The sequence below is a fragment of the Pantoea sp. R102 genome, assembly GCF_004916815.1.
GTDB classification, from domain to species: Bacteria; Pseudomonadota; Gammaproteobacteria; order Enterobacterales; family Enterobacteriaceae; genus Pantoea; species Pantoea dispersa.
On sequence record NZ_SDFT01000085.1, the window covers coordinates 1 to 23,839 of the forward strand.

At 58.2% G+C, this 23,839-nt stretch carries 22 protein-coding genes; 11 read left to right on the plus strand and 11 right to left on the minus strand.

The window, feature by feature from the left end:
• A partial coding sequence (pntA, locus tag ERD80_RS10110) for a Re/Si-specific NAD(P)(+) transhydrogenase subunit alpha (protein ID WP_136546778.1) occupies nucleotides 1–1,037 on the minus strand: 1,037 nt, incomplete at its 3' end.
• 538 nt (nucleotides 1,038–1,575) lie between these two features.
• Here pntA and ydgH point away from each other — a divergent pair.
• Both ydgH and ERD80_RS10120 read left to right on the plus strand, forming a co-directional pair.
• Entirely contained in the window at nucleotides 1,576–2,532 is a 957-nt protein-coding gene (gene ydgH, locus ERD80_RS10115; protein ID WP_136546780.1) for a DUF1471 family protein YdgH, read from the plus strand.
• Between the two features lie 206 nt (nucleotides 2,533–2,738).
• Nucleotides 2,739–4,130, plus strand: a complete 1,392-nt coding sequence (locus tag ERD80_RS10120) for a basic amino acid/polyamine antiporter (protein WP_021506111.1) — start codon at nucleotides 2,739–2,741, stop codon at nucleotides 4,128–4,130.
• Here ERD80_RS10120 and ERD80_RS10125 read toward each other — a convergent pair whose 3' ends face one another.
• Nucleotides 4,131–4,544, minus strand: coding sequence for a hypothetical protein (locus ERD80_RS10125; protein WP_136546783.1), 414 nt, complete (start codon nucleotides 4,542–4,544; stop codon nucleotides 4,131–4,133).
• Nucleotides 4,545–4,719: 175 nt separating this feature from the next.
• On the opposite strand from ERD80_RS10125, the gene rstA reads away from it, so the two are divergent.
• The 5 genes from rstA to ERD80_RS10150 all read left to right on the plus strand — a co-directional run bounded on the left by rstA (nucleotide 4,720) and on the right by ERD80_RS10150 (nucleotide 10,017).
• A complete protein-coding gene (rstA, locus tag ERD80_RS10130) occupies nucleotides 4,720–5,442 on the plus strand; it encodes a two-component system response regulator RstA (RefSeq protein ID WP_021506113.1) in 723 nt (240 codons plus the stop codon).
• The gene (gene rstB, locus ERD80_RS10135; RefSeq protein WP_132462585.1) at nucleotides 5,442–6,752 is read left to right on the plus strand and encodes a two-component system sensor histidine kinase RstB; all 1,311 of its coding nucleotides are present in this window, start codon (nucleotides 5,442–5,444) and stop codon (nucleotides 6,750–6,752) included. The genes rstA and rstB overlap by 1 nt, the downstream gene beginning before the upstream one ends.
• Before the next feature lie 12 nt (nucleotides 6,753–6,764).
• Nucleotides 6,765–8,252: a carboxypeptidase M32 gene (locus ERD80_RS10140; RefSeq protein WP_136546784.1), complete on the plus strand. Its 1,488-nt coding sequence runs from the start codon at nucleotides 6,765–6,767 to the stop codon at nucleotides 8,250–8,252.
• 203 nt (nucleotides 8,253–8,455) lie between these two features.
• Nucleotides 8,456–8,932, plus strand: coding sequence for an acid resistance repetitive basic protein Asr (asr, locus tag ERD80_RS10145; RefSeq protein ID WP_071813568.1), 477 nt, complete (start codon nucleotides 8,456–8,458; stop codon nucleotides 8,930–8,932).
• Nucleotides 8,933–9,210: 278 nt separating this feature from the next.
• A complete protein-coding gene (locus ERD80_RS10150) occupies nucleotides 9,211–10,017 on the plus strand; it encodes a serine protease (RefSeq protein ID WP_021506118.1) in 807 nt (268 codons plus the stop codon).
• 1 nt (nucleotide 10,018) lies between these two features.
• Here the strand turns inward: ERD80_RS10150 and hrpA are convergent, their stop codons facing one another.
• Entirely contained in the window at nucleotides 10,019–13,915 is a 3,897-nt protein-coding gene (gene hrpA, locus ERD80_RS10155; RefSeq protein ID WP_136546786.1) for an ATP-dependent RNA helicase HrpA, read from the minus strand.
• A gap of 254 nt (nucleotides 13,916–14,169) precedes the next feature.
• On the opposite strand from hrpA, the gene azoR reads away from it, so the two are divergent.
• A complete protein-coding gene (azoR, locus tag ERD80_RS10160) occupies nucleotides 14,170–14,769 on the plus strand; it encodes an FMN-dependent NADH-azoreductase (RefSeq protein ID WP_136546788.1) in 600 nt (199 codons plus the stop codon).
• Between the two features lie 78 nt (nucleotides 14,770–14,847).
• Here the strand turns inward: azoR and ERD80_RS10165 are convergent, their stop codons facing one another.
• The 3 genes from ERD80_RS10165 to ERD80_RS10175 are packed head-to-tail and all read right to left on the minus strand — an operon-like array spanning nucleotide 14,848 to nucleotide 17,983.
• Entirely contained in the window at nucleotides 14,848–15,168 is a 321-nt protein-coding gene (locus tag ERD80_RS10165) for a YdbL family protein (protein ID WP_136546790.1), read from the minus strand.
• An 11-nt stretch (nucleotides 15,169–15,179) separates the two neighbouring features.
• Complete coding sequence (locus ERD80_RS10170) at nucleotides 15,180–15,368, minus strand: YnbE family lipoprotein (RefSeq protein WP_010618431.1); 189 nt, start codon at nucleotides 15,366–15,368, stop codon at nucleotides 15,180–15,182.
• Nucleotides 15,365–17,983: a YdbH family protein gene (locus ERD80_RS10175; protein WP_136546792.1), complete on the minus strand. Its 2,619-nt coding sequence runs from the start codon at nucleotides 17,981–17,983 to the stop codon at nucleotides 15,365–15,367. The genes ERD80_RS10170 and ERD80_RS10175 overlap by 4 nt, the downstream gene beginning before the upstream one ends.
• A 165-nt stretch (nucleotides 17,984–18,148) precedes the next feature.
• Here ERD80_RS10175 and ERD80_RS10180 point away from each other — a divergent pair, with 165 nt between their 5' ends.
• On the plus strand, nucleotides 18,149–19,141 hold the full coding sequence (locus ERD80_RS10180) for a 2-hydroxyacid dehydrogenase (RefSeq protein WP_136546794.1): 993 nt from the start codon (nucleotides 18,149–18,151) through the stop codon (nucleotides 19,139–19,141).
• A 15-nt stretch (nucleotides 19,142–19,156) separates the two neighbouring features.
• On the opposite strand, the gene ERD80_RS10185 is transcribed toward ERD80_RS10180, so the two are convergent.
• Nucleotides 19,157–19,429: a DUF333 domain-containing protein gene (locus ERD80_RS10185; protein ID WP_021506124.1), complete on the minus strand. Its 273-nt coding sequence runs from the start codon at nucleotides 19,427–19,429 to the stop codon at nucleotides 19,157–19,159.
• A 189-nt stretch (nucleotides 19,430–19,618) separates the two neighbouring features.
• Between ERD80_RS10185 and ERD80_RS10190 the strand changes: the two genes are divergently transcribed.
• The gene (locus ERD80_RS10190) at nucleotides 19,619–20,275 is read left to right on the plus strand and encodes an MgtC/SapB family protein (RefSeq protein WP_136546796.1); all 657 of its coding nucleotides are present in this window, start codon (nucleotides 19,619–19,621) and stop codon (nucleotides 20,273–20,275) included.
• Nucleotides 20,276–20,352: 77 nt separating this feature from the next.
• Here ERD80_RS10190 and ERD80_RS10195 read toward each other — a convergent pair whose 3' ends face one another.
• Nucleotides 20,353–20,553 (minus strand): DUF2767 family protein, encoded by a 201-nt coding sequence (locus tag ERD80_RS10195; protein ID WP_010618426.1) that lies wholly within the window; start codon nucleotides 20,551–20,553, stop codon nucleotides 20,353–20,355.
• A 145-nt stretch (nucleotides 20,554–20,698) separates the two neighbouring features.
• Nucleotides 20,699–21,064, minus strand: a complete 366-nt coding sequence (gene iraP / locus ERD80_RS10200) for an anti-adapter protein IraP (RefSeq protein WP_136546798.1) — start codon at nucleotides 21,062–21,064, stop codon at nucleotides 20,699–20,701.
• A gap of 325 nt (nucleotides 21,065–21,389) precedes the next feature.
• Between iraP and ttcA the strand changes: the two genes are divergently transcribed.
• Nucleotides 21,390–22,325, plus strand: coding sequence for a tRNA 2-thiocytidine(32) synthetase TtcA (gene ttcA, locus ERD80_RS10205; protein WP_021506126.1), 936 nt, complete (start codon nucleotides 21,390–21,392; stop codon nucleotides 22,323–22,325).
• A 53-nt stretch (nucleotides 22,326–22,378) separates the two neighbouring features.
• On the opposite strand, the gene ERD80_RS22465 is transcribed toward ttcA, so the two are convergent.
• Together ERD80_RS22465 and zntB are read right to left on the minus strand one after the other, a co-directional pair.
• Nucleotides 22,379–22,525 carry a hypothetical protein gene (locus tag ERD80_RS22465; protein WP_021506127.1) on the minus strand — a complete coding sequence of 49 codons (147 nt, stop codon included), beginning with the start codon at nucleotides 22,523–22,525 and terminating at the stop codon, nucleotides 22,379–22,381.
• A 308-nt stretch (nucleotides 22,526–22,833) separates the two neighbouring features.
• Complete coding sequence (gene zntB, locus ERD80_RS10210) at nucleotides 22,834–23,817, minus strand: zinc transporter ZntB (protein WP_021506128.1); 984 nt, start codon at nucleotides 23,815–23,817, stop codon at nucleotides 22,834–22,836.
• Nucleotides 23,818–23,839 lie beyond the last annotated feature (22 nt).

Genomic DNA, 23,839 nt, shown 5'->3' on the forward strand with positions numbered 1-23,839 from the left:
ATCTCGCCGTTTTTCTCTTTACACAGCAGCTTCAGCAGGTTTACCAGGTTGGTGCCGTACAGCTGCGAGGACTGCGTTGGCAGCCGGCTCGGCAGATCGGTGTAGCCGATGATTTTGACGCCGTTGTCGCTCAGCGTGACGCGATCGGCGACGGTCAGATCGCAGTTACCGCCGGTGGCTGCCGCGAGATCAACAATCACGCTGCCCGGCTTCATGCTGGCCACCATCTCTGCGGTGATCAGCTTCGGTGCCGGCTTGCCCGGGATTAGCGCGGTGGTGACGATAATGTCCACTTCCTGCGCCTGCGCCGCGAACAGCGCCATCTCCGCCTTGATAAAGGCCTCGGACATCACTTTGGCGTAACCGTCGCCGCTGCCCGCTTCCTCTTCAAAGTCGAGTTCAAGGAACTCGGCGCCCATACTCTGCACCTGCTCTTTCACTTCCGGACGGGTGTCGAAGGCGCGCACGATGGCACCGAGACTGCCCGCCGCGCCAATCGCCGCCAGCCCGGCCACGCCAGCCCCGATGACCATCACTTTTGCCGGTGGCACTTTACCGGCGGCGGTGATTTGCCCGGTGAAGAAGCGGCCAAACTCATGGGCTGCTTCGACAATGGCACGGTAACCGGCGATGTTCGCCATCGAGCTGAGCGCATCCAGCGACTGCGCGCGTGAAATACGCGGTACGGAATCCATCGCCATTACGGTGATGTTGCGTGCGGCTAATTTCTCCAGCAGCGCCGGGTTCTGTGCTGGCCAGATAAAGCTCACCAGCGTACTGCCCGCGCGCATCAGGGCGATCTCGCTGTCGTCTGGCGCGTTCACCTTCAGCACGATGTCGGACTTCCAGACATCCTGCGGATTACTGATGCTGGCACCGGCGGCGATAAAACTGTCATCATCAAAGCTGGCGCGCAGACCGGCGCCCTGCTCAACGGTGACGCTGAATCCCAGCTTAACGAGCTGCTCAACGGTCTTTGGCGTCGCTGCGACGCGGGACTCGTTAGCTAACCGCTCTTTGGGTATCCCAATTAACATACTGTTTCCTTTCCATGATTAAAGGATGAGGTTCTGTAAGGGGCACATGCTTAAAAGCCGAAACGCTGTTTCAGCTTTTTATGAGCGAAATGCACTATGTAACAAAGTCTTTATAACCTACTGAAAATGCCCAGGACGATCTAGCGCCATAACGCACACTTATGACATTCACACAGATATTCAGATGCCAGCGATGAATACCGCGGGATGCGACCAGGTTTGCGGCATTATGGAAAATAATCTGCTGTGCCTAATCGTGTCATGACGAATTAACTGTTTTTAAAAACCTATATTTAACAATGCGTTAACTATTATGGTACTAAGCGATACCGGTTAAAGCGGTAAGCTGACCAAAAAAAAGCCATAACAGCGAAAGATGACAGGCCGATGAATAAAATGCTGGGATTGTCAATGTTATGCGCATAAATTGGCTGAGACAGGCCGATTATTACATGCAATAATCAGCGGCTAATCTGTTATACATCAAGAGTCCAGCACGTTTTCGTACTCAATTTGCGTAAGGCGAAGGATCATTTTTATGAAGCTGAAGAACACCATTCTGGCGTCGACCCTGTTATCACTGCTGGCAGCCAATGCGTTTGCTGCCAAAGAGTTAACGCCAGAGCAAGCGGCCGCGTTAAAACCATTCGAACGCATCAATATTAGCGGCCGTTTTAATGCAATTGGCGATGCAACAGACGCCGTATCTAAAGCCGCCGACGCCAAAGGCGCGGACTCTTTCTACGTGCAGGGCATCAACGACAGCAACGGTAACGGTGGCAACTGGCGCGTTACCGCCGATCTGTACAAAGCCAACGCGGCTAAAGTGGAGCAAAGCACGCAATACCGGATGTTCAACGGCGTGAAAGAGCTGCCAAAAGCCGAAGCCTATCGTCTGGAACCGTTTGATACCGTGTCCGTTAGCGGCTTCTTCTCCAGCCAGCCGGACGTGAACGAAGCCATCGCCAAAGCGGCAAAAAACAAAGGCGCGGCCTCCTTCTTTATTGTGCGTCAGGTGGATGCTAACAACGGTGGCAACCAGTACGTGACCGCCTACGTGTATAAAGCCGATGCCAAAGCGCGCGTGGTGCAGGATACGTCTGACTCCATTCCGGCTGATTCAGAAGCCGGTAAAGCAGCCCTGGCTGCGGGCGGCGCAGCGGCGAAGAAAGTGGCAATCCCTGGCGTTGCTTCCTCGGATACGCCAAGCACCAGCGTGGGTCGTTTCTTTGAAACCCAAAGCTCTACCGGTCAGCGTTATACTGTGACGCAGTCGGATGGCCGCAGCGTGCAGGAAGTCAATGCTATCACGGCCGCACAGATGCAGCCGTTTGACACCATCTCCTTCTCCGATCACTTCGGCACGCCAACCGAGATCTCAGAAGCCGTGGGCAAACGCGCCATCGCCAAAGGCGCGAAGTACTATCACATTACGCGCCAGTGGCAGAACCAGAGCGGCGGCAACCTGACCGTTACCGCTGACCTGTTTAAATAACCCCCGCGCAGGGCGGCGCCCGTCGCCCTGCCGTTTGCATAATCCGTGTGCAAATCTGCATAGTCTTGCATTGCCTTCACCGTTCGCTCTCCGTAAAATCTGCCGCCTGTTTTCAGGGTATTCCGTTTTAAACGGGACTGATTGCCACGTTACACTCTGGCTGAACAACTACTACCCAGCACACTCTGCTGCTCAGGAATGGCGTTTTGGATAAAAAATTAGGTCTTAGCGCGCTCACTGCGCTGGTGCTCAGCTCGATGCTCGGCGCGGGCGTCTTTAGCCTGCCACAAAATATGGCGGCGGTTGCCGGTCCGGCGGCGCTGCTGATCGGCTGGCTGATCACCGGTGTCGGTATCCTCTTTCTGTCGCTGGCAATGTTGCTGCTGACGCGTCTGCGGCCGGAACTGGATGGCGGCATCTTCACCTACGCGCGCGCCGGCTTCGGCGAGCTGACCGGCTTCTGCTCGGCATGGGGCTACTGGCTGTGCGCGGTAATTGCCAACGTCTCGTATCTGGTAATTGTGTTTTCAGCGCTGAGCTTCTTTACCGATACGCCGGATCGCATCGTTTTTGGCGATGGCAATACCTGGCAGGCGATGCTTGGTGCTTCCGTGCTGCTGTGGCTGGTGCACTGGCTGGTGCTGCGCGGCGTACAGACGGCGGCCAGCATCAACCTGCTGGCGACGCTGGGCAAACTGGTGCCGCTGCTGCTGTTCGTGGTGCTGGCGCTGCTGGCGTTTAATTACGATCGCTTCCGTTTTGACTTTGACGGCGCAGCGCTCGGCCAGCCGCTGTGGCAGCAGGTCAAACAGACCATGCTGATTACTCTGTGGGTATTTATTGGCGTGGAGGGCGCGGTGGTAGTTTCTGCCCGCGCGCGCCACAAGAAAGATGTCGGGCGCGCCACGCTGCTGGCGGTGCTGGCCGCGCTGCTGGTCTATCTGCTGGTGACGTTGCTGTCGCTTGGCGTGGTGCCGCGTGCCGAACTGGCGCAGATGCGCAATCCGTCGATGGCCGGTCTGATGGAACGCCTGCTGGGTCACTGGGGCGATGCGGTGATTGCGGTTGGCCTGATTATCTCGGTGTGCGGGGCCTATCTCAGCTGGACCATTATGGCGGCGGAAGTCCCGTTCCTCGCCGCGCAGCAGGGCGCGTTTCCGCGCAGCATTGCCCGGCAGAACCGTCATAATGCGCCGGCGGCGTCGCTGTGGCTGACTAACGGCAGCGTGCAGGTGTGCCTGATTCTGATTGCGGTTACCGGCGCGGATTACAATACGCTGCTGACTATCGCCTCAGAAATGATCCTCGTGCCCTATCTGCTGGTCGGTCTGTATCTGGTCAAAGTGGTACGCGGTCAGCACAAACCGCTGGCCCTGTTGACCGGTCTCGGTGCCAGCGCCTATGGGTTATGGCTGCTGTACGCCTCGGGGCCGCTGCATCTGCTGTTGTCGGTGGTGCTTTACGCGCCGGGTCTGCTGCTGTTCCTGTATGCACGACGCGGTGGCCGCGGCGACCAACCGCTGTTTGCGCTGGAGCGCATCGCCATCGTGCTGTTAATTGCCGCCTCACTGCCCGCGCTGTGGCAGCTGACGCGCTAATCAGTGCGGTTGTAAAGGAATGGAAACGCACAGCAGATCGTTCTGCTGTGTCAGATTGAGCGGCTTGCGGTATTCCAGATGGATGGCGTCAAGCTGCTCAGTGGACAGCGGATAAGGCAGCTGAATATCGAAGCGGCTGATGTGCTGCTGTTCGGCCAGGGTAATAAGGCGGGCAATGTTAATTTCGTCGCTGACCTGGGTTGAAATGATTTGTAATGCTAATTCTTTCAGATGGTCGTCGCTGGCCTGTAAACTGTGCCCGGACTTGCGCGTCACCATGCCAAAAATTGGCATCACGCCGTAAATGGCATCGACAAAGCTCCAGCGTTTTTTGCAGGAAGCGGAAAGGAAGTCACTGTAGTTGAAGCAGATGCGGTCACTGTATCCGGCTGAAGCCAGCTCTTTATCAGACACCCTCGCACTCCTCCTGTTTTCAGTACGATTCCGAACCTTGCGCCAGAACGCGCCGGTAATAATGGCACATTTCACGGTGTACATACCAGTAAGACAAGGATAATTCGTGCGGTAGCGTAGAGCTCAGGACCAGGAAAAGCTATGCTGCTGACATTCTCAGCCATGACAGAGCATTATGAACAAAATTGTCTATGTGGAAGATGAGCCGGAAGTCGGCGAACTGATTGCGGCTTATCTTGGCCGCCACGATATTGAGGTGCTGGTTGAGACGCGCGGCGATCGCGCGGAAGCGACCATTCTCGCCGCCGATCCGGATCTGGTATTACTGGATATCATGCTGCCGGGCAAAGATGGCATGACGCTGTGCCGCGATTTGCGTGCGCACTGGCAGGGCCCGATTGTGCTGCTGACCTCGCTCGACAGCGACATGAACCACATTCTGGCGCTGGAGATGGGCGCCAATGACTATATTCTGAAAACCACGCCGCCGGCGGTGCTGCTGGCGCGCCTGCGGCTGCATCTGCGCCAGGCGCACGTGGCCAAACCGGAAGCCGCACCTGCCGTGCAGAGCTCGCAAAAGGTGCTGCGGTTCGGTTCGCTCACCATTGATGCGCTCAACCGCCAGGTGATCCTGTTCGACGAACCGATCACCCTTTCGACCGCCGATTTTGACCTGCTGTGGGAGCTGGCGAGCCACGCCGGAGAAATTCTCGACCGTGACGCGCTGCTGAAAACCCTGCGCGGCGTGAGCTATGACGGCATGGATCGCAGCATCGACGTCGCCATTTCACGCCTGCGCAAGAAACTGTACGACAGCGCCACCGAGCCGTTCCGCATCAAAACCATCCGAAACAAAGGCTATCTGTTCGCGCCGCAGGCCTGGGATACCCGCTCCTGATGAGAAAGCTCTTCATTCAGTTCTATCTGCTGCTGTTCGTCTGCTTCCTGGTGATGACGCTGCTGGTGGGTCTGGTGTACAAATTCACCGCCGAGCGCGCCGGACGCCAGTCAATGAACGACCTGATGGCCAGTTCGCTGTTTCTGATGCGCAGCGAACTGCGTGAGATCCCGCCGCGCGACTGGAATAAAACCATCCGCAACCTCGATCTCGATTTATCCTTTGAGCTGCACATCGAACCGATGAGCAAATATCAGCTGGACGAAGCCGACATGAAGCGGCTGCGCGCCGGTGAGATCGTCGCCCTCGACGATCAGTACACCTTCCTGCAGCACATCCCGCGCAGCCACTATGTGCTGTCGGTCGGACCGATTCCTTACCTGTTTTATCTGCACCAGATGCGCATCCTTGATATCGCCCTGCTGGCGTTTATTGGCATGTCGCTGGCGCTGCCGGTGTTCATCTGGCTGCGCCCGCACTGGCAGGAGATGCAGCGGCTGGAGAAAGCGGCTCAGCGCTTTGGTCGCGGCGAGCTTGACGTGCGCACCCATTTTGAAAATACCTCCAGCCTGCACAGCCTTGGCGTGGCGTTCAACCAGATGGCGGACAACATCAATACGCTGGTGGCGAGTAAAAAACAGCTGATTGACGGTATCGCGCACGAGCTGCGCACGCCGCTGGTCCGGCTGCGTTACCGGCTGGAGATGAGTGAAAACCTCAGCGCGGCAGAATCCGCGGCGCTGAACCGTGACGTCGGCCAGCTGGAGAGCCTGATTGAGGAGCTGCTGACCTATGCGCGCCTCGACCGGCCGCGCGTTGACCTCAATCTGCAATCTTTCGATCTGGCCCAGTGGCTGCGCGTGCACATCGCTGACGTGCAGACCATGAATCCGCAAACGCACATTACGCTGGATATTCCGCAGCTGGAAAACATTGGCGCGGCAGATACGCGCCTGATGGAGCGCGTGCTGGATAACCTCGTGAATAACGCCCTGCGCTATGCGCAGCAGCGGCTGCGTGTCAGCCTGTGGTTTGACGGCGCCATCGGCAATCTGCAGGTTGAAGATGACGGTCCGGGCATTCCGCCGGATGAACGCCAGCGGGTATTCGAGCCTTTCGTACGGCTTGATCCCAGCCGCGATCGCGCTACCGGCGGCTGCGGACTCGGTCTGGCGATTGTGCACTCTATTGCGCAGGCGCTGCAGGGCCAGGTCTCGATTGAGAGCAGTCCGCTGGGCGGCGCCTGCGTGCGCTTCTGCTGGCCGGTTGATCTCCCCCTGCGCGACGTGACGTCGCGCTTACCTTCATAAGGAGCTTGTTACATGACTGCAGCTTATCAGGAACTTAGCCGCACTTTTCAGCGCCTGGCGCGTTTTGGCCATCTGGGTGCGATTGCCGGCGTGGATATGCAAACCACCATGCCGCCGGGCGGCAGCCAGGCGCGTGGAGAAGCGATGGCGGAGCTGAGCGTATTTATGCACGAGCTGCTGACCGACAAGCGCCTCGGCGGGCTGTTTGACGCCGCCGGACAGGAGTCGCTGAACGATGTGGAGCAGGCCAATCTGGGCGAAATGCAGCGCGCGTGGCGCCAGGCAACGCTGCTGCCGGCCTCGCTGGTGGAAGCCAAATCGCTGGCCGGCTCGCGCTGTGAACACGCGTGGCGCAGTCAGCGTCCGGCCAATGACTGGCAGGGCTTCAGCGCTAACCTGAAAGAAGTGGTGAAGCTGAGCCGCGAAGAGGCACAGCTGCGCGCCGATGCGCTCGGCGTATCACGCTACGATGCGCTGCTGGATGTGTTTGAGCCAGGCATGACCAGCGCGCAGCTCGACAGCACTTTTGGCGATCTGAAAAGCTGGCTGCCGGATCTGCTGCAAAAAGCGGTAGCCCGCCAGCAGGCAACGCCGATTGCCCAGCCGGTCGGCCCCTTCGCCATTGAATCGCAGAAACAGCTCGGCCTGAGCGTGATGGCGACGTTAGGGTTTGATTTTAATCACGGCCGGCTGGACGTGAGCGCCCACCCGTTCTGCGGCGGCGTACCGGAAGATGTGCGTATCACCACACGCTACAACGAAAACGATTTTCTCAGCGCGCTGATGGGCGTGATCCACGAAACCGGCCATGCGCGCTATGAGCAGAATCTGCCACAGCAGTGGCGCGGACAGCCGGTGGCGCTGGCGCGCTCGACCGCGATGCATGAATCGCAAAGCCTGTTTATGGAGATGCAGCTGGGGCGCAGTCACGCCTTCCTGCAGCATATTCATCTCAAGGTGGTGGCGCTGATGGGCGACCAGCCGGCGCTGGAGCGCAACAACTTTATTCGGCTGACCCAGCGCGTGAAGCCGGGCTTCATTCGCGTTGATGCCGACGAGCTGAGCTATCCGGCCCACGTGATTTTACGTTACGAAATCGAGCGGGCGCTGATTGAAGGCGAGATTGAAGTCGAGGATATTCCGGCGCTGTGGGATGAAAAAATGCAGCAGTCGCTGGGTATTGATACGCGCGGCAACTATCGCGACGGCTGTATGCAGGATATTCACTGGACCGACGGTGCCTTCGGCTACTTCCCGACCTACACGCTGGGCGCGATGTACGCCGCTCAGCTGTTCCAGGCGGTAAAGCGCGCCATTCCGCAGGTGGACGAATTGATTCAGCAGGGTGAACTGCAACCGGTGTTTGACTGGCTGCAGCAGAACATCTGGCAGCACGGCAGCCGCTTCCCGACGCAGCAGCTGCTGATCAATGCCACTGGCGAAGCGCTTAATCCACACTATTTCCGTCAGCATCTGGAACAGCGTTATCTCTCTGCCTGATCCGTGCGGCGGCCTGCCCGGCTGCCGTTTTTTGCGCGGAGCGTGGTCCGCAATTATCCCCGCCCTGCCCGGTTTTCCTGCTTTGTACAATCCGTTACACGCCGATACCATTCCCTCACTGAAGGCGCGAATTGTTTTACATATAGTGCATTCACCGGCCCCGCAGTGGGCTACACATGAAAAAATAGTTCGAGGGTTTTGCAATGAAAAAATTATTTGCGCTGGTGATCGCCGCTGCTATGGGTCTGTCTTCTGTAGCCTTCGCTGCCGAGACAACAACTGCTGCTCCTGCTGCTGCTGCAACTACCGCTGCACCGGCTAAGCACAAAGCTGTTCACCACAAAAAAGCCGCTGCTCAGAAAGCGCAGGCTGCCAAAAAGCATAAGAAAGTAGAGAAGAAAGCACCAGCGGCTCAGAAAGCGCAGGCGGCTAAAAAGCACCATAAGAAAGCCACCAAACCAGCGGCTCAGAAAGCCCAGGCCGCTAAAAAGCACCACAAGAAAGCCACCAAGCCAGCGGCTCAGAAAGCCCAGGCTGCTAAAAAACACCACAAAGCCACCAAGCCAGCTGCACAGAAAGCTCAGGCGGCTAAAAAGCACCACAAAAAAGTAACCAAACCAGCTGCTCAGAAAGCTCAGGCTGCTAAAAAGCACCACAAAGCGAAAAAAGCTGCTAAATAAGGTTGCCTTGCGCGCCAACACCGCATTAATGATTGAAAACACCCGGTTCTGCCGGGTGTTTATTTACTGGAGTAGCGAAAAATGGTGCGTCGCTATCGCTTCGAAATTATCCTGATTGTCATGATTCTGTGCGGCATTATTGCGGCCAGCTTTTTTATCTAGTCGTTGTAGCGTGCTGATTACTCCAATATTTCTCCCTTTTTTACCGCTCACCGACTATAGTTATCGCTCAAGCGTGATGACCATAACCTCTATTTATTCTCGCCATTGAGAGAACTATGCGCCTGGCTATCCTGTTATTTGTAGGTCTTTTTAGCTTTAACCTCACAGCACATGCCGATGATGAAGACGGCCCCAGCCCGGAAGAGATTAAGACCCTGTTCTTCGGCAAAGATCATCGTAAAGCTATTACCGACGTCAGTGCGGCGCCGTGGGATGCCATTGGTCAGTTAGAGACGGAAAGCGGCAATCTGTGCAGTGCCACGTTGATTTCGGCCCATCTGGCACTGACGGCCGGACACTGCTTACTGACGCCCCCAGGCAAATTCGACAAGCCGGTCGCGCTGCGCTTTATGGCGGGTGCCAAAGGCTGGCGCTACGAAATTCATGATATCGACGCGCGCGTGGAGCCTTCGCTGGCGCGGCGTCTGCAGGCGGATGGTGAAGGCTGGATCGTGCCGCCAGACGCGGCACCTTACGATTACGGCCTGGTGATTCTGCACAATCCGCCGTCCGGTATCGTGCCGATTCCGTTGTTTGACGGTTCGCGCAGCGATTTAACCGCCGCGCTGAAAACCACCGACCGCAAAGTGACACAGGCCGGTTATCCCGCTGACCATCTGGATACGCTCTACTCGCACAGCGATTGCCTGATCACCGGCTGGGCGCAGCGCGCCGTGCTGTCGCACCAGTGCGACACCCTGCCCGGCGACAGCGGTTCACCGCTGCTGCTGAAGCGCGACGGCGAGTGGCAGCTGATTGCGGTACAGAGCTCGGCGCCGGCACCGGCCGATCGCTATCGCGCCGATAACCGCGCCATCGCCGTTACATCCTTTAAAGACAAGCTGGAAGCGCTGGCGCAATAAGTCAGCCCAGCTGCTCCATCGCCTGCAGAATACGTTTGTCGGAGATGGGATACGGCGTGCCCAGCTGCTGCGCAAAATAACTGATGCGCAGCTCTTCCAGCATCCAGCGGATCGCCTGTACCTCTTCATCGTCCTGACGCTGCGGCGGCAGCTTGTTACGCCAGCTTTGCCACGCCTGCTCTACCGCCTGCACTTTCAGCATCCGCGCCCGATCGCTGTGCGGATCAACCGGCAGCTTCTCCAGCCGGCGCTCAATACCGTGCAGATAGCGCAGTGTGTCGCCCAGCCGCTGATAGCCGTTGCCGGTGACAAAACCGCGATACACCAGGCCGCTCAGCTGCGTTTTGATATCCGCCAGCGCCAGTGCCAGCGTCATATCCACCCGTCCCTTAAGGAACTTGTTGATGTTGAACACGCTGGTGAGAATCTGCTCGACCTGGCTGGCGATGGTCACCACCGTGTCGTTCAGTTCAGCGCGTACTTTATCGCGCAGCTGCTCGAAGTTTTCCTGCTGCCACGCCGGGCCACCGGCGTCCGCCATCAGCTTGTCCACGCCGCAGGCGATACAGTCATCTATCAGCTCCAGCACTTTGCCGTACGGATTGAAATAGAGTCCGAGCTTGGCTTTGTTTGGCAGCTTCTCGTGCAGATACTTGATCGGCGAAGGGATGTTCAGCAGCAATAACCGCCGCTGGCCGCGCCACATCATCTTCTGCTGCTCGCGTTCACTGTCAAACAGGCGAATCGCGACGCTGTCTTTTTCATCCACCAGCGCCGGCCAGGCTTTGACCTGATAGTTGCCGCGCTTCTGCTCGTAGCTTTGCGGCAAATCACCGAAGCTCCACAGATGCAGCCCGCGCTGTTCCAGCCCGTCATCCGCCACGTTGGACAGCGTCTCCTGCACCTTGCCTTTCAGCACCTGCTTCAGCTGATGCAGGTCTTTGCCTTCCTGCAGCTTACGGTTGTGCTCATCCACCACGCGGAAGGTCATTTTCAGGTGATCGGGCACCTGATCCCACTGCCAGGCGTCGCGCTCAATGGTGACGCCAGACATGCGACGGAACTCACGCTCCAGCGCATCCAGCAGCGGCTGCTCCAGCGCCGTCACGCGGCCAAGGAAGGCTTCGGCGTAGTTAGGTGCCGGTACAAAGTTGCGTCGCACCGGCTTGGGCAGCGACTTAATCAGCGCGATGATCAGCTCGCGGCGCACGCCGGGGATCTGCCACTCGAAGCCGGCTTCGTCGACCTGGTTGAGCAGCGGCAGCGGGATGTGCACCGTCACACCATCCGCATCGGCCCCCGGTTCGAACTGGTAGCTGAGCTTCAGTTTCAGGTTGTCCTGATACCAGAAGTTCGGGTAATCCAGCTGGCTGACCTTCTCCGCGCCGTCTTTGATCAGCATCTGCTTATCAAAGCTCAGCAGATCCGGATTGTCCTTACTGGCCTGTTTCCACCAGCTGTCAAAGTGCCGTGCTGAGACCACCTCGCTGCCAATGCGGCGATCGTAAAACGCAAACAGCGTCTCGTCATCGACTAAAATGTCGCGCCGCCGCGATTTGTGCTCCAGATCCTCGATTTCACTGCGCAGTTTCAGGTTGTTGCGGAAGAAAGCGTGACGCGTCTGCCAGTCGCCCTCCACCAGCGCATGACGAATAAACAGCTCCCGGCTGAGCTGCGGATCGATGCGGCTGTAATTGACCTTACGCGCCTGCACTATCGGCAGCCCGTACAGCGTAACTTTCTCGGTGGCCATGACTGCGCCCTGCGCTTTCTCCCAGTGCGGTTCACTGTAGCTGCGCTTCAGCAGATGCTGGGCCAGCGGTTCGATCCACTCCGGATCGATGCGCGCCGCAACGCGGCCCCACAGGCGGCTGGTTTCCACCAGTTCCGCCACCACGGTCCATTTAGGCGGCTTCTTAAACAGGCCGGAACCGGGGAAAATAGCGAAACGCGCGTTGCGTGCGCCGGTAAACTCCTGCTTTTCCGCATCTTTCTGACCGATGTGTGACAGTAAACCGGTGAGCAGCGCGCAGTGTACTTCACGGTACGGTGCCGGCTCGCTGTTGAGCGGCATGCCCAGTTCCCGCACCACCTGACGCAGCTGGGTGTAGATGTCCTGCCATTCGCGCACGCGCAGGTAATTGAGATAATCGCTTTTACACTGGCGGCGGAACTGATTGCCGGACAGCGCTTTCTGCTGTTCCTGCAGGTAGTTCCACAAATTAACGAAAGCGAGAAAGTCTGACTCTTTGTCGGCAAAACGCCGGTGTTTCTCGTCAGATGCCTGCTGTTTCTCCACCGGTCGCTCGCGCGGATCCTGAATCGACAGCGCAGCGGCAATAATCATCACTTCGCGCACGCAGCCAAATTTCTGCGCTTCCAGCACCATGCGCGCCAGCCGCGGATCGACCGGCAGCTGCGCCAGGCTGCGCCCGGACGGCGTCAGTTTGTACGCACCTTCCTCGCTCAGGGTAATCGCGCCGAGCTCCTCCAGCAGGCGCACGCCGTCCTGAATATTGCGCTTATCCGGCGCTTCGACGAACGGGAAAGCGGCGATGTCGCCCAGTCCAAGCGCCGTCATCTGCAAAATCACCGACGCCAGGTTGGTACGAAGAATTTCCGGGTCGGTAAACGCCGGGCGGCTGAGGAAATCATCCTCCGAATAGAGGCGAATACAGATCCCTTCCGACACGCGGCCGCAGCGCCCTTTGCGCTGGTTAGCCGACGCCTGCGAGATCGGCTCGATCGGCAGACGCTGCACTTTGGTACGGTAGCTGTAACGGCTGATGCGCGCGGTGCCCGGATCGATGACATATTTAATGCCCGGCACGGTGAGCGAGGTCTCGGCGACGTTGGTCGCCAGCACAATGCGGCGGCCGCTGTGCGCCTGGAACACCCGGTTCTGTTCGGCGTTGGACAGGCGCGCATAGAGCGGCAGAATCTCGGTGTGCGGTAAATCGCGCTTCATCAGCGCATCGGCGGTATCGCGAATTTCGCGCTCGCCGCTCATGAAGATCAGGATATCGCCGCGCCCTTCGCTGCTCAGTTCGTCAACCGCATCGAAAATTGCCTGCAGCTGATCACGCTCGGTGTCTTCGGCATCTTCTACCACCGGACGATAGCGTACATCGACCGGATAAGTGCGGCCCGAAACCTCGATTACCGGGGCATTATTGAAGTGGCGCGAAAAGCGCTGCGGATCGATGGTCGCGGAGGTGATGATCACTTTCAGATCGGGACGACGCGGCAGCAGCTCGCGCAGGTAACCCAGCAGGAAATCGATGTTCAGACTGCGTTCATGCGCTTCATCGATGATGATGGTGTCATACTGCAGCAGCAGACGATCCTGCTGAATTTCCGCCAGCAGAATACCGTCGGTCATCAGTTTGACCTGGGTAGTTTCGCTGACCTGATCGTTAAACCGCACCTTATAACCGACGGTGCCGCCGGGTGTGGTTTCCAGCTCTTCGGCAATGCGGTTCGCCACGGTGCGTGCCGCCAGGCGACGCGGCTGCGTATGCCCAATCAGCCCTTTCACACCGCGCCCGAGCGCCAGACAGATCTTTGGCAGCTGGGTGGTTTTACCTGAGCCGGTCTCACCGGCGACAATCACTACCTGATGATCGCGAATCGCGTTGGCGATGTCCTGCTGCTTCTGGCTGACCGGCAGATTGTCCGGAAACGTAATGCGCGGCGTCGCGGCGGCGCGCTGCGCCACGCGCTGTTCTGCCGCGGCGAACACCGGCTCCAGCTCAGCCATAATTTCCTGCTGCGCAGCGGGATTTTTCACCTTTGCCGCACCGTGCAGACGACGCTGCAGCGCTTTGCGGTCGCGCAGCATCAGGTTATCGAGCCGCGACCAGAGGGGGGCCAGAGGTGACGTAACGGATGATGACATAGTGATGAATTACCTGTTGTTGCAGTGAGCCGGCACTTGCGGCTCGGCGCCGGGCAGAATTTTCCGGCGGATTCAATCGATTAATGCCCGCCATCTTAGCACAGATTGGAACATCTCACCTGACCGGACGTGCCACCTTATTCAATAATTTCGAACATAGGCCTCGAAATATTGCGCTTTTACCTGCCGGACGAACTCCGTAGAGTGTAACGCATTGAGCGGTAAGCCAACCGCGTAACGTACAGGAAAATACCATGAGCAAAGTTTTAGTTCTGAAATCAAGCATCCTTGCCGGTTACTCACAGTCTAACCAGCTGGCAGACTTCTACGCTGATGAAGCCCGCGCCAAAGGCGACGAAGTCACGGTACGCGATCTGGCTGCCCAGCCGATTCCGGTACTGGACGGTGAACTGGTTGGCGCCCTGCGTCCTTCAGACGCGCCGCTGTCGCCACGTCAGCAGGACGCGCTGGCCCTGTCCGATGAACTGATTGCTGAACTGCAGGCGCACGATACCGTGGTTATCGCCGCTCCGATGTACAACTTCAACATTCCTACTCAGCTGAAAAACTACTTTGACCTGATTGCCCGTGCCGGCGTCACCTTCCGCTACACCGAAGCAGGCCCGGAAGGTCTGGTAAAAGGCAAGCGTGCGGTGATCCTCTCCAGCCGTGGCGGCATTCACAAAGACACCCCGACTGATCTGCTGACCCCGTACGTGAAACTGTTCCTCGGCTTCATCGGCATCACAGACATTGACTTCGTGTTCGCCGAAGGCATTGCTTACGGTCCGGAAGTGGCAACCAAAGCCGCCAGCGATGCCAAAGACGCCATCAAACAGATTGTTGCTGCGTAATCATCATTAAAACAATGCTATCTGTCTTGCCGGGCCTGAGTGCCCGGCTTTTTTATGCCTGCGCTATCGTGGAAGCAGCTATTTCTGCACCCACTGGCCATTAATCCCGCGCACATATTCGCCGCTGCCGGCACGGTTAACCAGCTTCTCGCCGGCGATGCGCGCCACCTCGGCGGTGGTGAGATTGTTCTGCTGCGCCACGCGCTGATACTGCTGGCTGCGGCCGTCATTGATGCGCTTAACCAGCGCCTGCGTCTCGTCATCCTGCTGACGAGCGGCGATGTAACCGCTCAGCGTTTCGCCCACGCGCCCCTGCTGGCGCGCCTGATCCAGCGTCAGCGCCCAGGCCGACGGCACCAGCAAAAACGCCAGCAACAGCGCTATCCCCTTGCGTTTCATCGGGCCTCTCCTCAAAACAGTCCGCTCTGATTCTTCAGCAGCGCTTCGACGTCTTTATCCACCTTGATGTGGATTTCATGTTCGATTTTTACGTTCATGTTGATGGTGATTGGCTCTTTGGGTGCGGCGACTTCGATGCGCGGCACACAGCCCAGCAGCGGCAGTCCCGCTGTCAGCACCAGTAATGCCCTCAGGCTCATGGTTTCGAGTCCTTGTTGGATGGCAGGGTGGCGTTTTGCTCCACCCAGGATTGCAAATTATCGCCAAAGCGCAGGCTGCGCCACAGCTGGAACAGGTTTTCCTGATGACGGTAATTAAGATTGACGGACTGGCGGCGGTTACTGAACTGGCTGGTGCCTTTCACCTCGCTTTGCAGAATCAGGTTACCGAAGTTATCCAGATCCAGCGTCGCCCACGAACGGGCAATCTCCATGTAGCGCAGCCAGTCCATCGCCGCCCCGGCGGCCACGTTATTGCTGACAATCGCATCCGCCATGTCTTTGTCCATGCGGAACGTCAGCGGGCCGCTGTTGGCGATCCAGCCCTTTTCGATCAGCCAGTGCGGATTGTTCACCCACAACGGCAATTCGCCATTCACTTTACCGGACATGGCAAATTGCTTCGGCTTGAGCGCCGTCACCAGCCGGCTGAGATCAATGTCACGCAGCGAAATCCGCGCCGGCTGATGCTGCGGTAAACGCAATGCTGGCATGCTGACGTGCCCGCCGAGCAGATCGAGATTGACGTTGCTGAGCGTCAGCGGCTGGCGCTCCTGCCACGGATAGTGGCCCTGCAGATCCGCGGTAATGTTCTGCAGCGCAAACTGGTTTTTCACTTCGGCGATGCGCAGCGACACCGGCCCGCGGCGCCCCAGCTGCCACTGATGATCTTTCAGGCGGAACGGCAGGATAAAATCGATGCCGTTGATTTCGCTGTCCGGCATCCATACGCTGCCCTGTTTCACCGCCCAGAAACCGCCCGCCTCAAACCCCTGGCCGCTGGCGGCGGAAAAGGCCATCTGCGCGCGCAGCTCGCCAGACTGAATGCGCATTTTCAGATCGCTGCTCAGCAGCGGCTGAAAGACACTGAGCGACTGCGCCGGCCACCAGGCTTCGCCGCGCAGCCGCTCGCCGTCCCAGCGGCCATGCACGCGCAGCGGTCCGATGTCTTCCGCGGTGAGCTGACCGCGCCACAGAAAATGCCCTGGATCGCGCCCTTTGGCATCGAAATGCAGTTCGGACGGCGGCAGCCAGCCACCGTAGCTAAAGCGGGTCTGGCCGGAGCGCAGCGCAAACCCGCCGTTAAACGCCGGCTGTGCCACATCGCGCTGCCAGCGCACCGGCGCGGTCAGCGTCAGGCGCGGCTTATCCACCTGCACCATGCCGTACGCCAGCTGATCAAACCCGGTGTTCAGCGTATCGAGGCTGATCAGGGTGTCGTGCCAGCTACCGGTGCCCTTCACATCCCATTTGGCGCTAAGCGGCGCCATCACGCCTTCGCCCCAGTAACGCCAGTTCCAGCGTCCGCTGTCTGGCCAGAAGTCGCTGGCGCGCCCGTCGAGGTGCAGCCTGAAGCGGCCGAAACTGGGGTCGTGCGCGTTGAGAATCGCCTGTAACCGGCCGTTGATGCCGCGCGAGGCGACGCTGACGCCGGCCAGCGGCCAGCGCGCTTCATCCACTTCCAGCGTCGAGAGTAAGCGTCCGCGCAGGCGCAGCAGTGCGCCCGGCTGCAGGCTGAGCTGCGGATCGCTGAGCATGCCATGTAATTGTCCGGGGATGGTGCCGTACAGCTGCAGGTCGGCAAACTTGCTTTCGCCGGTTAACTGGAACGGCAGTGCGCTGTCAGTCAGGCTCAGCTTGCCCGGCCCAACGCTCAGTACCAGGTTGCCTTTCCCGCCGCGTCCGGCGGTCAGTAAATTGAAGCGGCCGCGGATCTGCGTCTGTTCCAGCCCCAGCTGCCAGTCATCCAGCGTCAGCGCCACGCCGCCCGACAGCGGCTGCGACCCGAACGGCCAGCGCCAGTGACCGGCAGTGATGCGGATTTGCTGCGCATCGACCTGCCACGGCAGCTGCAACAACGGCTGTGGTTCCTGTTGCTGGCGCACCACCAGTTCGCCCTGCTGCTGCTGCCAGTTAAGCGTCAGCGCCAGCGGCTGCGGCCACTGCGTCAGGTTAAGCGCACCGCTGAGCTCACCCGCCACCGGCAGGCCATCGGCAAAAGTCGGCAGCGTCAGATTGCCATGCAGTTCGACCGGTTGCGGCAGTATGGGATGGCTGAGCTGCAGCTGATCAATGTGCAGCTGCTGCCCCTGCAGGCGTGCGGCGACGCGCAGGTTGTCGCCCTGATAACGCAGCTGCTGAAGGTCTTTGTCTAAGGTCAGATCGAAGCGGCCGGCATATTGCTGCCATGGCAAAATACTGAGCTGTTGCAGATGGATATCCGCGCCGGGCAGCATCTGCTGCCACTCTGCGAGGCTGCGCGGCGCATCGCGCGTGGCACTGTGCGGCAGCGCCTGCAGACAATCGCTGTTGAGCGCCACCTCGCGCGCATCAAGCTGCCAGCGCTGTTGCGTCCGGCCAAGCCCTACGTCGGCGACCTGCGCCAGCAGGCAGTCACCGGCCAGATAGCGCACATCAGGAAACACCAGCCGGCCCTGCCGCCAGTGCGGCGCGCCGTGTAGCTCGACGCGGGTATTTTCCGGCAGCCAGATACCTGCCAGCCGCGGCAGCCAGTGCGTCAGCGTCAGCAGCAATCCCAGCAGCAGCAGTATCAGCGCCAGTAGCGCAGCAAGTAGTCGACGGAGGCCCCGCGTCATGGCTGTTAACGTTCCTGTTCTTTACCCAATCCTGACAGAGATGATGGCATGTTACGCCCGGCAAATGAAGGCGTTACCGCTTTAGTCTGGCTGAAGAACAGCAAAATGACGCGGAAAACGTTATCCTGATGTGATACCGACGTAACATTTTTCAGGAGCGAAACAATGAAAGTTGCGGTTTACAGCACCAAGCATTACGACCAGAAATACCTCGAGCACGTTAACGAAGGCTACGGATTTGAGCTGCAGTTTTTTGACTTCCTGCTGAGCGAAACCACGGCGAAAAACGCCGCTGGCTGTGATGCGGTCTGTATCTTCGTTAACGATGACGGCAGCAAAGCGGTGCTGGAGGAGCTGGCGGCGCTGGGCGTGAAATATATCGCGCTGCGCTGTGCCGGTTTCAATAACGTCGACCTCGACGCAGCCGCCGCGCTGGGACTGCAGGTGGTACGCGTGCCCGCCTATTCGCCGGAAGCGGTGGCGGAACACGCGGTAGGCCTGATGATGACGCTCAACCGCCGCATTCACCGCGCTTACCAGCGCACGCGCGATGCCAACTTCTCGCTGGACGGCCTGACCGGTTTCAACATGCATAACAAAACCGCTGGCGTGGTCGGCACCGGCAAGATTGGTGTGGCGACGATGCGCATCCTGAAAGGTTTTGGCATGCGTCTGCTGGCGTACGATCCGTACCCCAGTGACGCCGCGCTGGCGCTCGGGACGGAGTATGTTGATTTGAAAACGCTGCTGGCGGAGTCCGATGTCATCACCCTGCACTGTCCGCTGACGCCGGAAAACCATCATCTGCTCAACGCACAGGCGTTCAGCCAGATGAAAGATGGCGTGATGATTATCAATACCAGCCGCGGTGGGCTGATTGATTCACAGGCGGCGATTGAGGCGCTGAAACAGCAGAAAATCGGCTCGCTCGGCATGGACGTGTATGAGAACGAACGCGATCTGTTTTTTGAAGACAAGTCGAATGACGTGATTCAGGACGACGTGTTCCGCCGCCTGTCGGCCTGCCACAACGTGCTGTTTACCGGCCATCAGGCCTTTCTCACCGCCGAAGCGCTGACGGCGATTTCAGAAACCACGCTCAGTAATTTACAGCAGCTGTCACGCGGGGAAACCTGTGCAAATCAGGTGAAGGCGTAACGCTCTGCGCCTGCGTTAGCGGGCGCAGGCACCGCCGATCAGCGCCTGTTCGTCGCAGCGACGACCGTTAGCCAGCTGACACATCCCGATGCGTGAACCGTCTAACTGACGCGAGAACGCCAGCGTGCCACCTGCGCTGTTGCAGTTGGCTTCTGCCATGGACGACATCACGACGTGCGGCTGCACGTGCGCGGCGGTGGCCTGTTGCGGCGGTTCATTGTCGCTGTTGCTGCTGCAGGCAGAGAGTAACAGCGCTGCGCCGGCCAGCAGTAAAGTTGCGGCTTTCATCGGTCGGGCTCCGGGAGTGTGAGCGGAAAAGTCGCACCAGCATATGTCAGCAGCGGTGCGCGATCGATAGGCGACACAGCTTTTTACAAAATTTAATATCGTCGTTGGCAAGCAGAATTATCCTGATTGCAGCGTTTTGCCTCTTTTCTCTGCCTGTTCATACGAAACATCAATCAATAAGGAGGAAGGATGTTAGCCGATATGCTCATCCGCATCGCGTTAGCCGGAATACTGGGCGGACTGATTGGCCTGGAGCGCCAGATGCGCGCTAAAGAAGCGGGCCTGCGTACTCACATTCTGGTCGGCATTGGCAGCGCCATGTTCATGCTGGTGTCAAAATATGGCTTTGCCGATATGCTGACTAACGACCATGTGGCGCTGGATCCCAGCCGTATTGCGGCGCAGGTGGTCAGCGGCATGGGCTTCCTTGGCGCTGGCACCATCATCATACAAAAGCAGATTGTGAAAGGCCTGACGACCGCCGCTGGCCTGTGGGTGACCGCCGCGATTGGCCTGGTGATCGGTAGCGGCATGTACGAAATCGGTATTTACGGCACGGTGCTGGCGCTGATGGTACTGGAAACGTTCCGCCGTATCAGCCACTGGCTGATTGGCCGCCATCACACCCTCATCGTCCATCTCAAAGCCAAAAGCGTACCGCTGGTGTTGCTGGTACTGCAGCGCGAAAATTTGCGCTATGGCCACATCGCTGTAGTCAATCGTAACGAAGAGAGCGGCCTGTGCGAGCTGAGCGTTGAGGTGACATTGTCACGCAGATTTCCTATGCACAGCATTTATGACAAAGTGATGGAAATCAAAGGAGTGCAGTCGCTGGAAATGGTTTGACTGCGCTGGCGCTGGCGGGTTAATCGCTGCGGTCGATGGAAGATAAAAAGCCCGGCGCTGAAGGCCGGGCGGCTGGGTTAGCAGGGTTTGAGTTGTCCAATCGCCATTTCAACGGCGCGGTTAGGCGCGCCGGTTAATTCCCGATAACGCAGTTGCAGGTTACGCAACTCGCTGGCCAGCACCTCTTTTTCGGTAGCGGCACCGCGCTGCGCCAGTTCCAGATAGCATTGCCCCACCAGCCGGCATGCCTCCTCAAACACCATATCGTACGTTTGCATTGTCCTCTCCTCACCTTTAAAAACTAAAAAAAGCGCTGAATCCATCCTGTCAGCGCAGTGAGAAGAAATCTTTACCCAGATCAATAAATATGCAGTTACCGCTGGCAAAATGTGCGCAATGGTAGCCGACTGCGGCGCTGCGCGATTAGAACGGGTCCTTTTTATCGTCATCGCTGGCGCTGCTCACACCGGTAATACCTTCCAGCGCCTGCTGGTTGATGACATCATCGGCGCTGTCAACCGCACGCGAAATCGTCAACAGATCCTGAAACTCGCTCAGCAAAATAGCGGCGTCCGACTTAAGCATATCGTCAGCCTCGGCTGACTCAATCACCATGTTGATGGCTTTGTTGGCGCTTTCAATAACTTCAGTGACGCCGCCTTTCTTACTGACGGCCAGTACCAGCGCACCGATCAGCAGCGACTGAGCCTCAACGCGCGCGGTCAACTGCTTGGTGGTGGCATCAATTTGTGAAATCTTCGCCAGCATGCTTAACACAACATTTTTCATCGCTTATTCCTCCCTGGGGAAGCAGGCAGTGTACCGCTTGCCAAATCCGCGACAAACTAAAAATTGTGAATAGCGCAACAGGTCTCTGACCGCGATCGCGCGGCGCACAGAGCGCATCACCGGCAAACCCATAAATCGTGCTGGAATTTGGCGCTGTAATCCGTACCATACGCCACAGACTTTTCCTGCTGACTGCGGTCAGCCGGCACCCATAAAGGCCAGCGCAGCGACCCGCAGCGTGCGCGGACACGGTTAATGCAGGCCTGACCAGGGCCGCATCAACGCGACATCCGCAGCTGACCAGCGATCACCGAGACCGAAATTCATGTCTGAACATCAAGAAGTTAATAAAAAAGAGCAGTACAACCTGAACAAACTGCAGAAGCGCCTGCGCCGTAACGTCGGTGAAGCGATTGCGGATTTCAACATGATTGAGGAAGGCGATCGCATCATGGTGTGCCTGTCCGGCGGTAAAGACAGCTACACCATGCTGGAAATTCTGCGTAACCTGCAGCAGAGCGCGCCGGTCAACTTTTCGCTGGTGGCGGTGAATCTTGACCAGAAACAGCCGGGATTCCCGGCACACGTGCTGCCGGCTTACCTCGACACGCTGGGCGTGGAGTACCAGATCGTCAACGAAGACACTTACTCCATCGTTAAAGAAAAAATACCGGAGGGCAAAACCACCTGCTCGCTCTGTTCACGCCTGCGTCGCGGTATTCTTTACCGTACCGCCACTGAACTGGGCTGCACTAAGATTGCCTTAGGTCACCACCGCGATGACATCCTGCAGACGCTATTCCTCAACATGTTTTACGGCGGCAAGATGAAAGGCATGCCGCCAAAACTGATGAGCGACGACGGTAAACATATCGTAATCCGCCCGCTGGCCTACTGCCGCGAAAAAGATATCGTGCGGTTTGCCGAAGCGCGCCAGTACCCTATCATTCCGTGCAACCTGTGTGGTTCACAGCCGAACCTGCAGCGCCAGGTGGTTGCCGATATGCTGCGTGACTGGGACAAGCGCTATCCGGGCCGCATTGAAACCATGTTCAGCGCCATGCAGAACATCGTGCCATCACATATGGCTGATATTAATCTGTTTGATTTCAAAGGCATTAAGCATGGTGATGCGGTGGTTGACGGCGGGGACATTGGTTTCGATCGCGAATCGCTGCCAGCGCAGCCAGTCGGCTGGCAGGCTGACGAGGACGATCAGCCGGACCTGAGCGCTCGCCTCGACGTGCTGGAAATTAAATAACGCGGTGACTTTGCAGCATAAAGGCGCGTCGCTCCGGCAACGCGCCTTTTTTATTAGCGGTGCGGTGGAGGATCGCTAATCGGCGGAAATTCAGGATCGTGCGGCGGCTCAGGCTCGGGGATCGGCTGCGGTTGCGGCACGGGTTCGGGAATCGGTGGCGGATCGGTCGGGATAGGTTCGCTGGCGTGAATCATGCGCATGCCGTTCTCCTGTTCGCTGAATGTCTGTTAAGCATAGGAAAGGATGCGGCAGCAAGCCAAACGGCAAAAAAAAAGCCGGCGGATAAGCCGGCGTCGTACGAATCAAATGTGCTATGCAGTAATTCAAAAAAAGGAAGTAAGACAATATGGAGCGCAACGCCCATCGCTTGACGTTGCATTCACCTGCGGGAGAGAGTTTGCCCCGGTTGGGCTATGCGCTTATTGATGTCGATCAGGTTTTTTCCGCTTTTCTCCCCTGCACCGCCACAATTACCCGTTCATGACCTGCAGATAACGCCGTAGTAACATCACAGCCAGTTGCGGCGTTTCAGCCACAGCGCGACCCCCAGCACCATCACCAGTAACAACCCGCAGAACATGGTAAAGCCGTGCGGCCAGCTGCCACCGGGAATGCCACCGAGATTGACGCCAAACAGCCCGGTGAGAAACGTGGCGGGCAGGAAAATCATCGCCATCAGCGACATGGTGTAAGTGCGCCGGTTCATGGATTCCGCCAGCAGCGAGGCCACTTCATCCGCCAGAATACCGGTACGCGCCACACCCGCATTGAGGTCATCCAGCCCGCGCCCCAGCCGGTCCGCAACATCCTGCATGCGGCGGCGATCGTCGTCGCTCATCCACGGCAGTTTCTCGCTTGCCAGCCGCGCATAGACATCACGCTGCGGCGCCATATAGCGGCGCATCACGATCAGCTGTTTGCGCAGCAGCGCCAGTTCACCGCGCGCCGGGACCTGCTGGTCCATCAGCGCATCTTCCAGCGCGATAATTTTATCGTGCATCTCTTCAATGAATTCGCTGGCGTGATCGGTGAGCGCATCGCAGACGTCCACCAGCCAGCTGCCGCCGTCCACCGGGCCGTTGCCGTTTTGCAGATCGGTCAGCACTTCATCGATGGCATACACTTTGCGACGGCGGGTAGAAACAATCAGCTTGTCATTGATAAATACCCGCATCGCCACCAGCTGGTCCGGGCGCGAATCGGCATTATGATTCACGCTGCGCAGCACGATCATAAAGCCGTCACCGAGACGCGTCACGCGCGGTCGCATGCTGTCACCGGCCAGCGCATCCCGCACCGCATCAGGAATAAGCGGCGTGTGCTGCAACCAGTCGGCGCTTTGCCGCTGGGTATAGTTCAGGTGTAGCCAGCAGTGACGCTCGCAGTTGATGACATCTTTATCTTCAATGGCGATAACGCCACCCTTGCCGTCGAACTGGCAGGCGACAATCGCATCCGACACCTGCAGCGCTTTTCCTTCAATGACGTTCACGTACTCGCCTCACTAGCAAAAA

Coding starts and splice junctions, on each gene's coding strand:
- ERD80_RS10140 (WP_136546784.1), top strand. CDS start 6,765: ATGACTGCAGCTTATCAGGAACTTAGCCGCACTTTTCAGCGCCTGGCG.
- rstB (WP_132462585.1), top strand. CDS start 5,442: ATGAGAAAGCTCTTCATTCAGTTCTATCTGCTGCTGTTCGTCTGCTTC.
- rstA (WP_021506113.1), top strand. CDS start 4,720: ATGAACAAAATTGTCTATGTGGAAGATGAGCCGGAAGTCGGCGAACTG.
- hrpA (WP_136546786.1), bottom strand. CDS start 13,915: ATGTCATCATCCGTTACGTCACCTCTGGCCCCCCTCTGGTCGCGGCTC.
- ERD80_RS10195 (WP_010618426.1), bottom strand. CDS start 20,553: ATGCAAACGTACGATATGGTGTTTGAGGAGGCATGCCGGCTGGTGGGG.
- ttcA (WP_021506126.1), top strand. CDS start 21,390: ATGTCTGAACATCAAGAAGTTAATAAAAAAGAGCAGTACAACCTGAAC.
- ERD80_RS10190 (WP_136546796.1), top strand. CDS start 19,619: ATGTTAGCCGATATGCTCATCCGCATCGCGTTAGCCGGAATACTGGGC.
- ERD80_RS10150 (WP_021506118.1), top strand. CDS start 9,211: ATGCGCCTGGCTATCCTGTTATTTGTAGGTCTTTTTAGCTTTAACCTC.
- azoR (WP_136546788.1), top strand. CDS start 14,170: ATGAGCAAAGTTTTAGTTCTGAAATCAAGCATCCTTGCCGGTTACTCA.
- ERD80_RS10165 (WP_136546790.1), bottom strand. CDS start 15,168: ATGAAACGCAAGGGGATAGCGCTGTTGCTGGCGTTTTTGCTGGTGCCG.
- ERD80_RS22465 (WP_021506127.1), bottom strand. CDS start 22,525: ATGCGCATGATTCACGCCAGCGAACCTATCCCGACCGATCCGCCACCG.
- ydgH (WP_136546780.1), top strand. CDS start 1,576: ATGAAGCTGAAGAACACCATTCTGGCGTCGACCCTGTTATCACTGCTG.
- asr (WP_071813568.1), top strand. CDS start 8,456: ATGAAAAAATTATTTGCGCTGGTGATCGCCGCTGCTATGGGTCTGTCT.
- ERD80_RS10170 (WP_010618431.1), bottom strand. CDS start 15,368: ATGAGCCTGAGGGCATTACTGGTGCTGACAGCGGGACTGCCGCTGCTG.
- iraP (WP_136546798.1), bottom strand. CDS start 21,064: ATGAAAAATGTTGTGTTAAGCATGCTGGCGAAGATTTCACAAATTGAT.
- ERD80_RS10180 (WP_136546794.1), top strand. CDS start 18,149: ATGAAAGTTGCGGTTTACAGCACCAAGCATTACGACCAGAAATACCTC.
- ERD80_RS10185 (WP_021506124.1), bottom strand. CDS start 19,429: ATGAAAGCCGCAACTTTACTGCTGGCCGGCGCAGCGCTGTTACTCTCT.
- ERD80_RS10175 (WP_136546792.1), bottom strand. CDS start 17,983: ATGACGCGGGGCCTCCGTCGACTACTTGCTGCGCTACTGGCGCTGATA.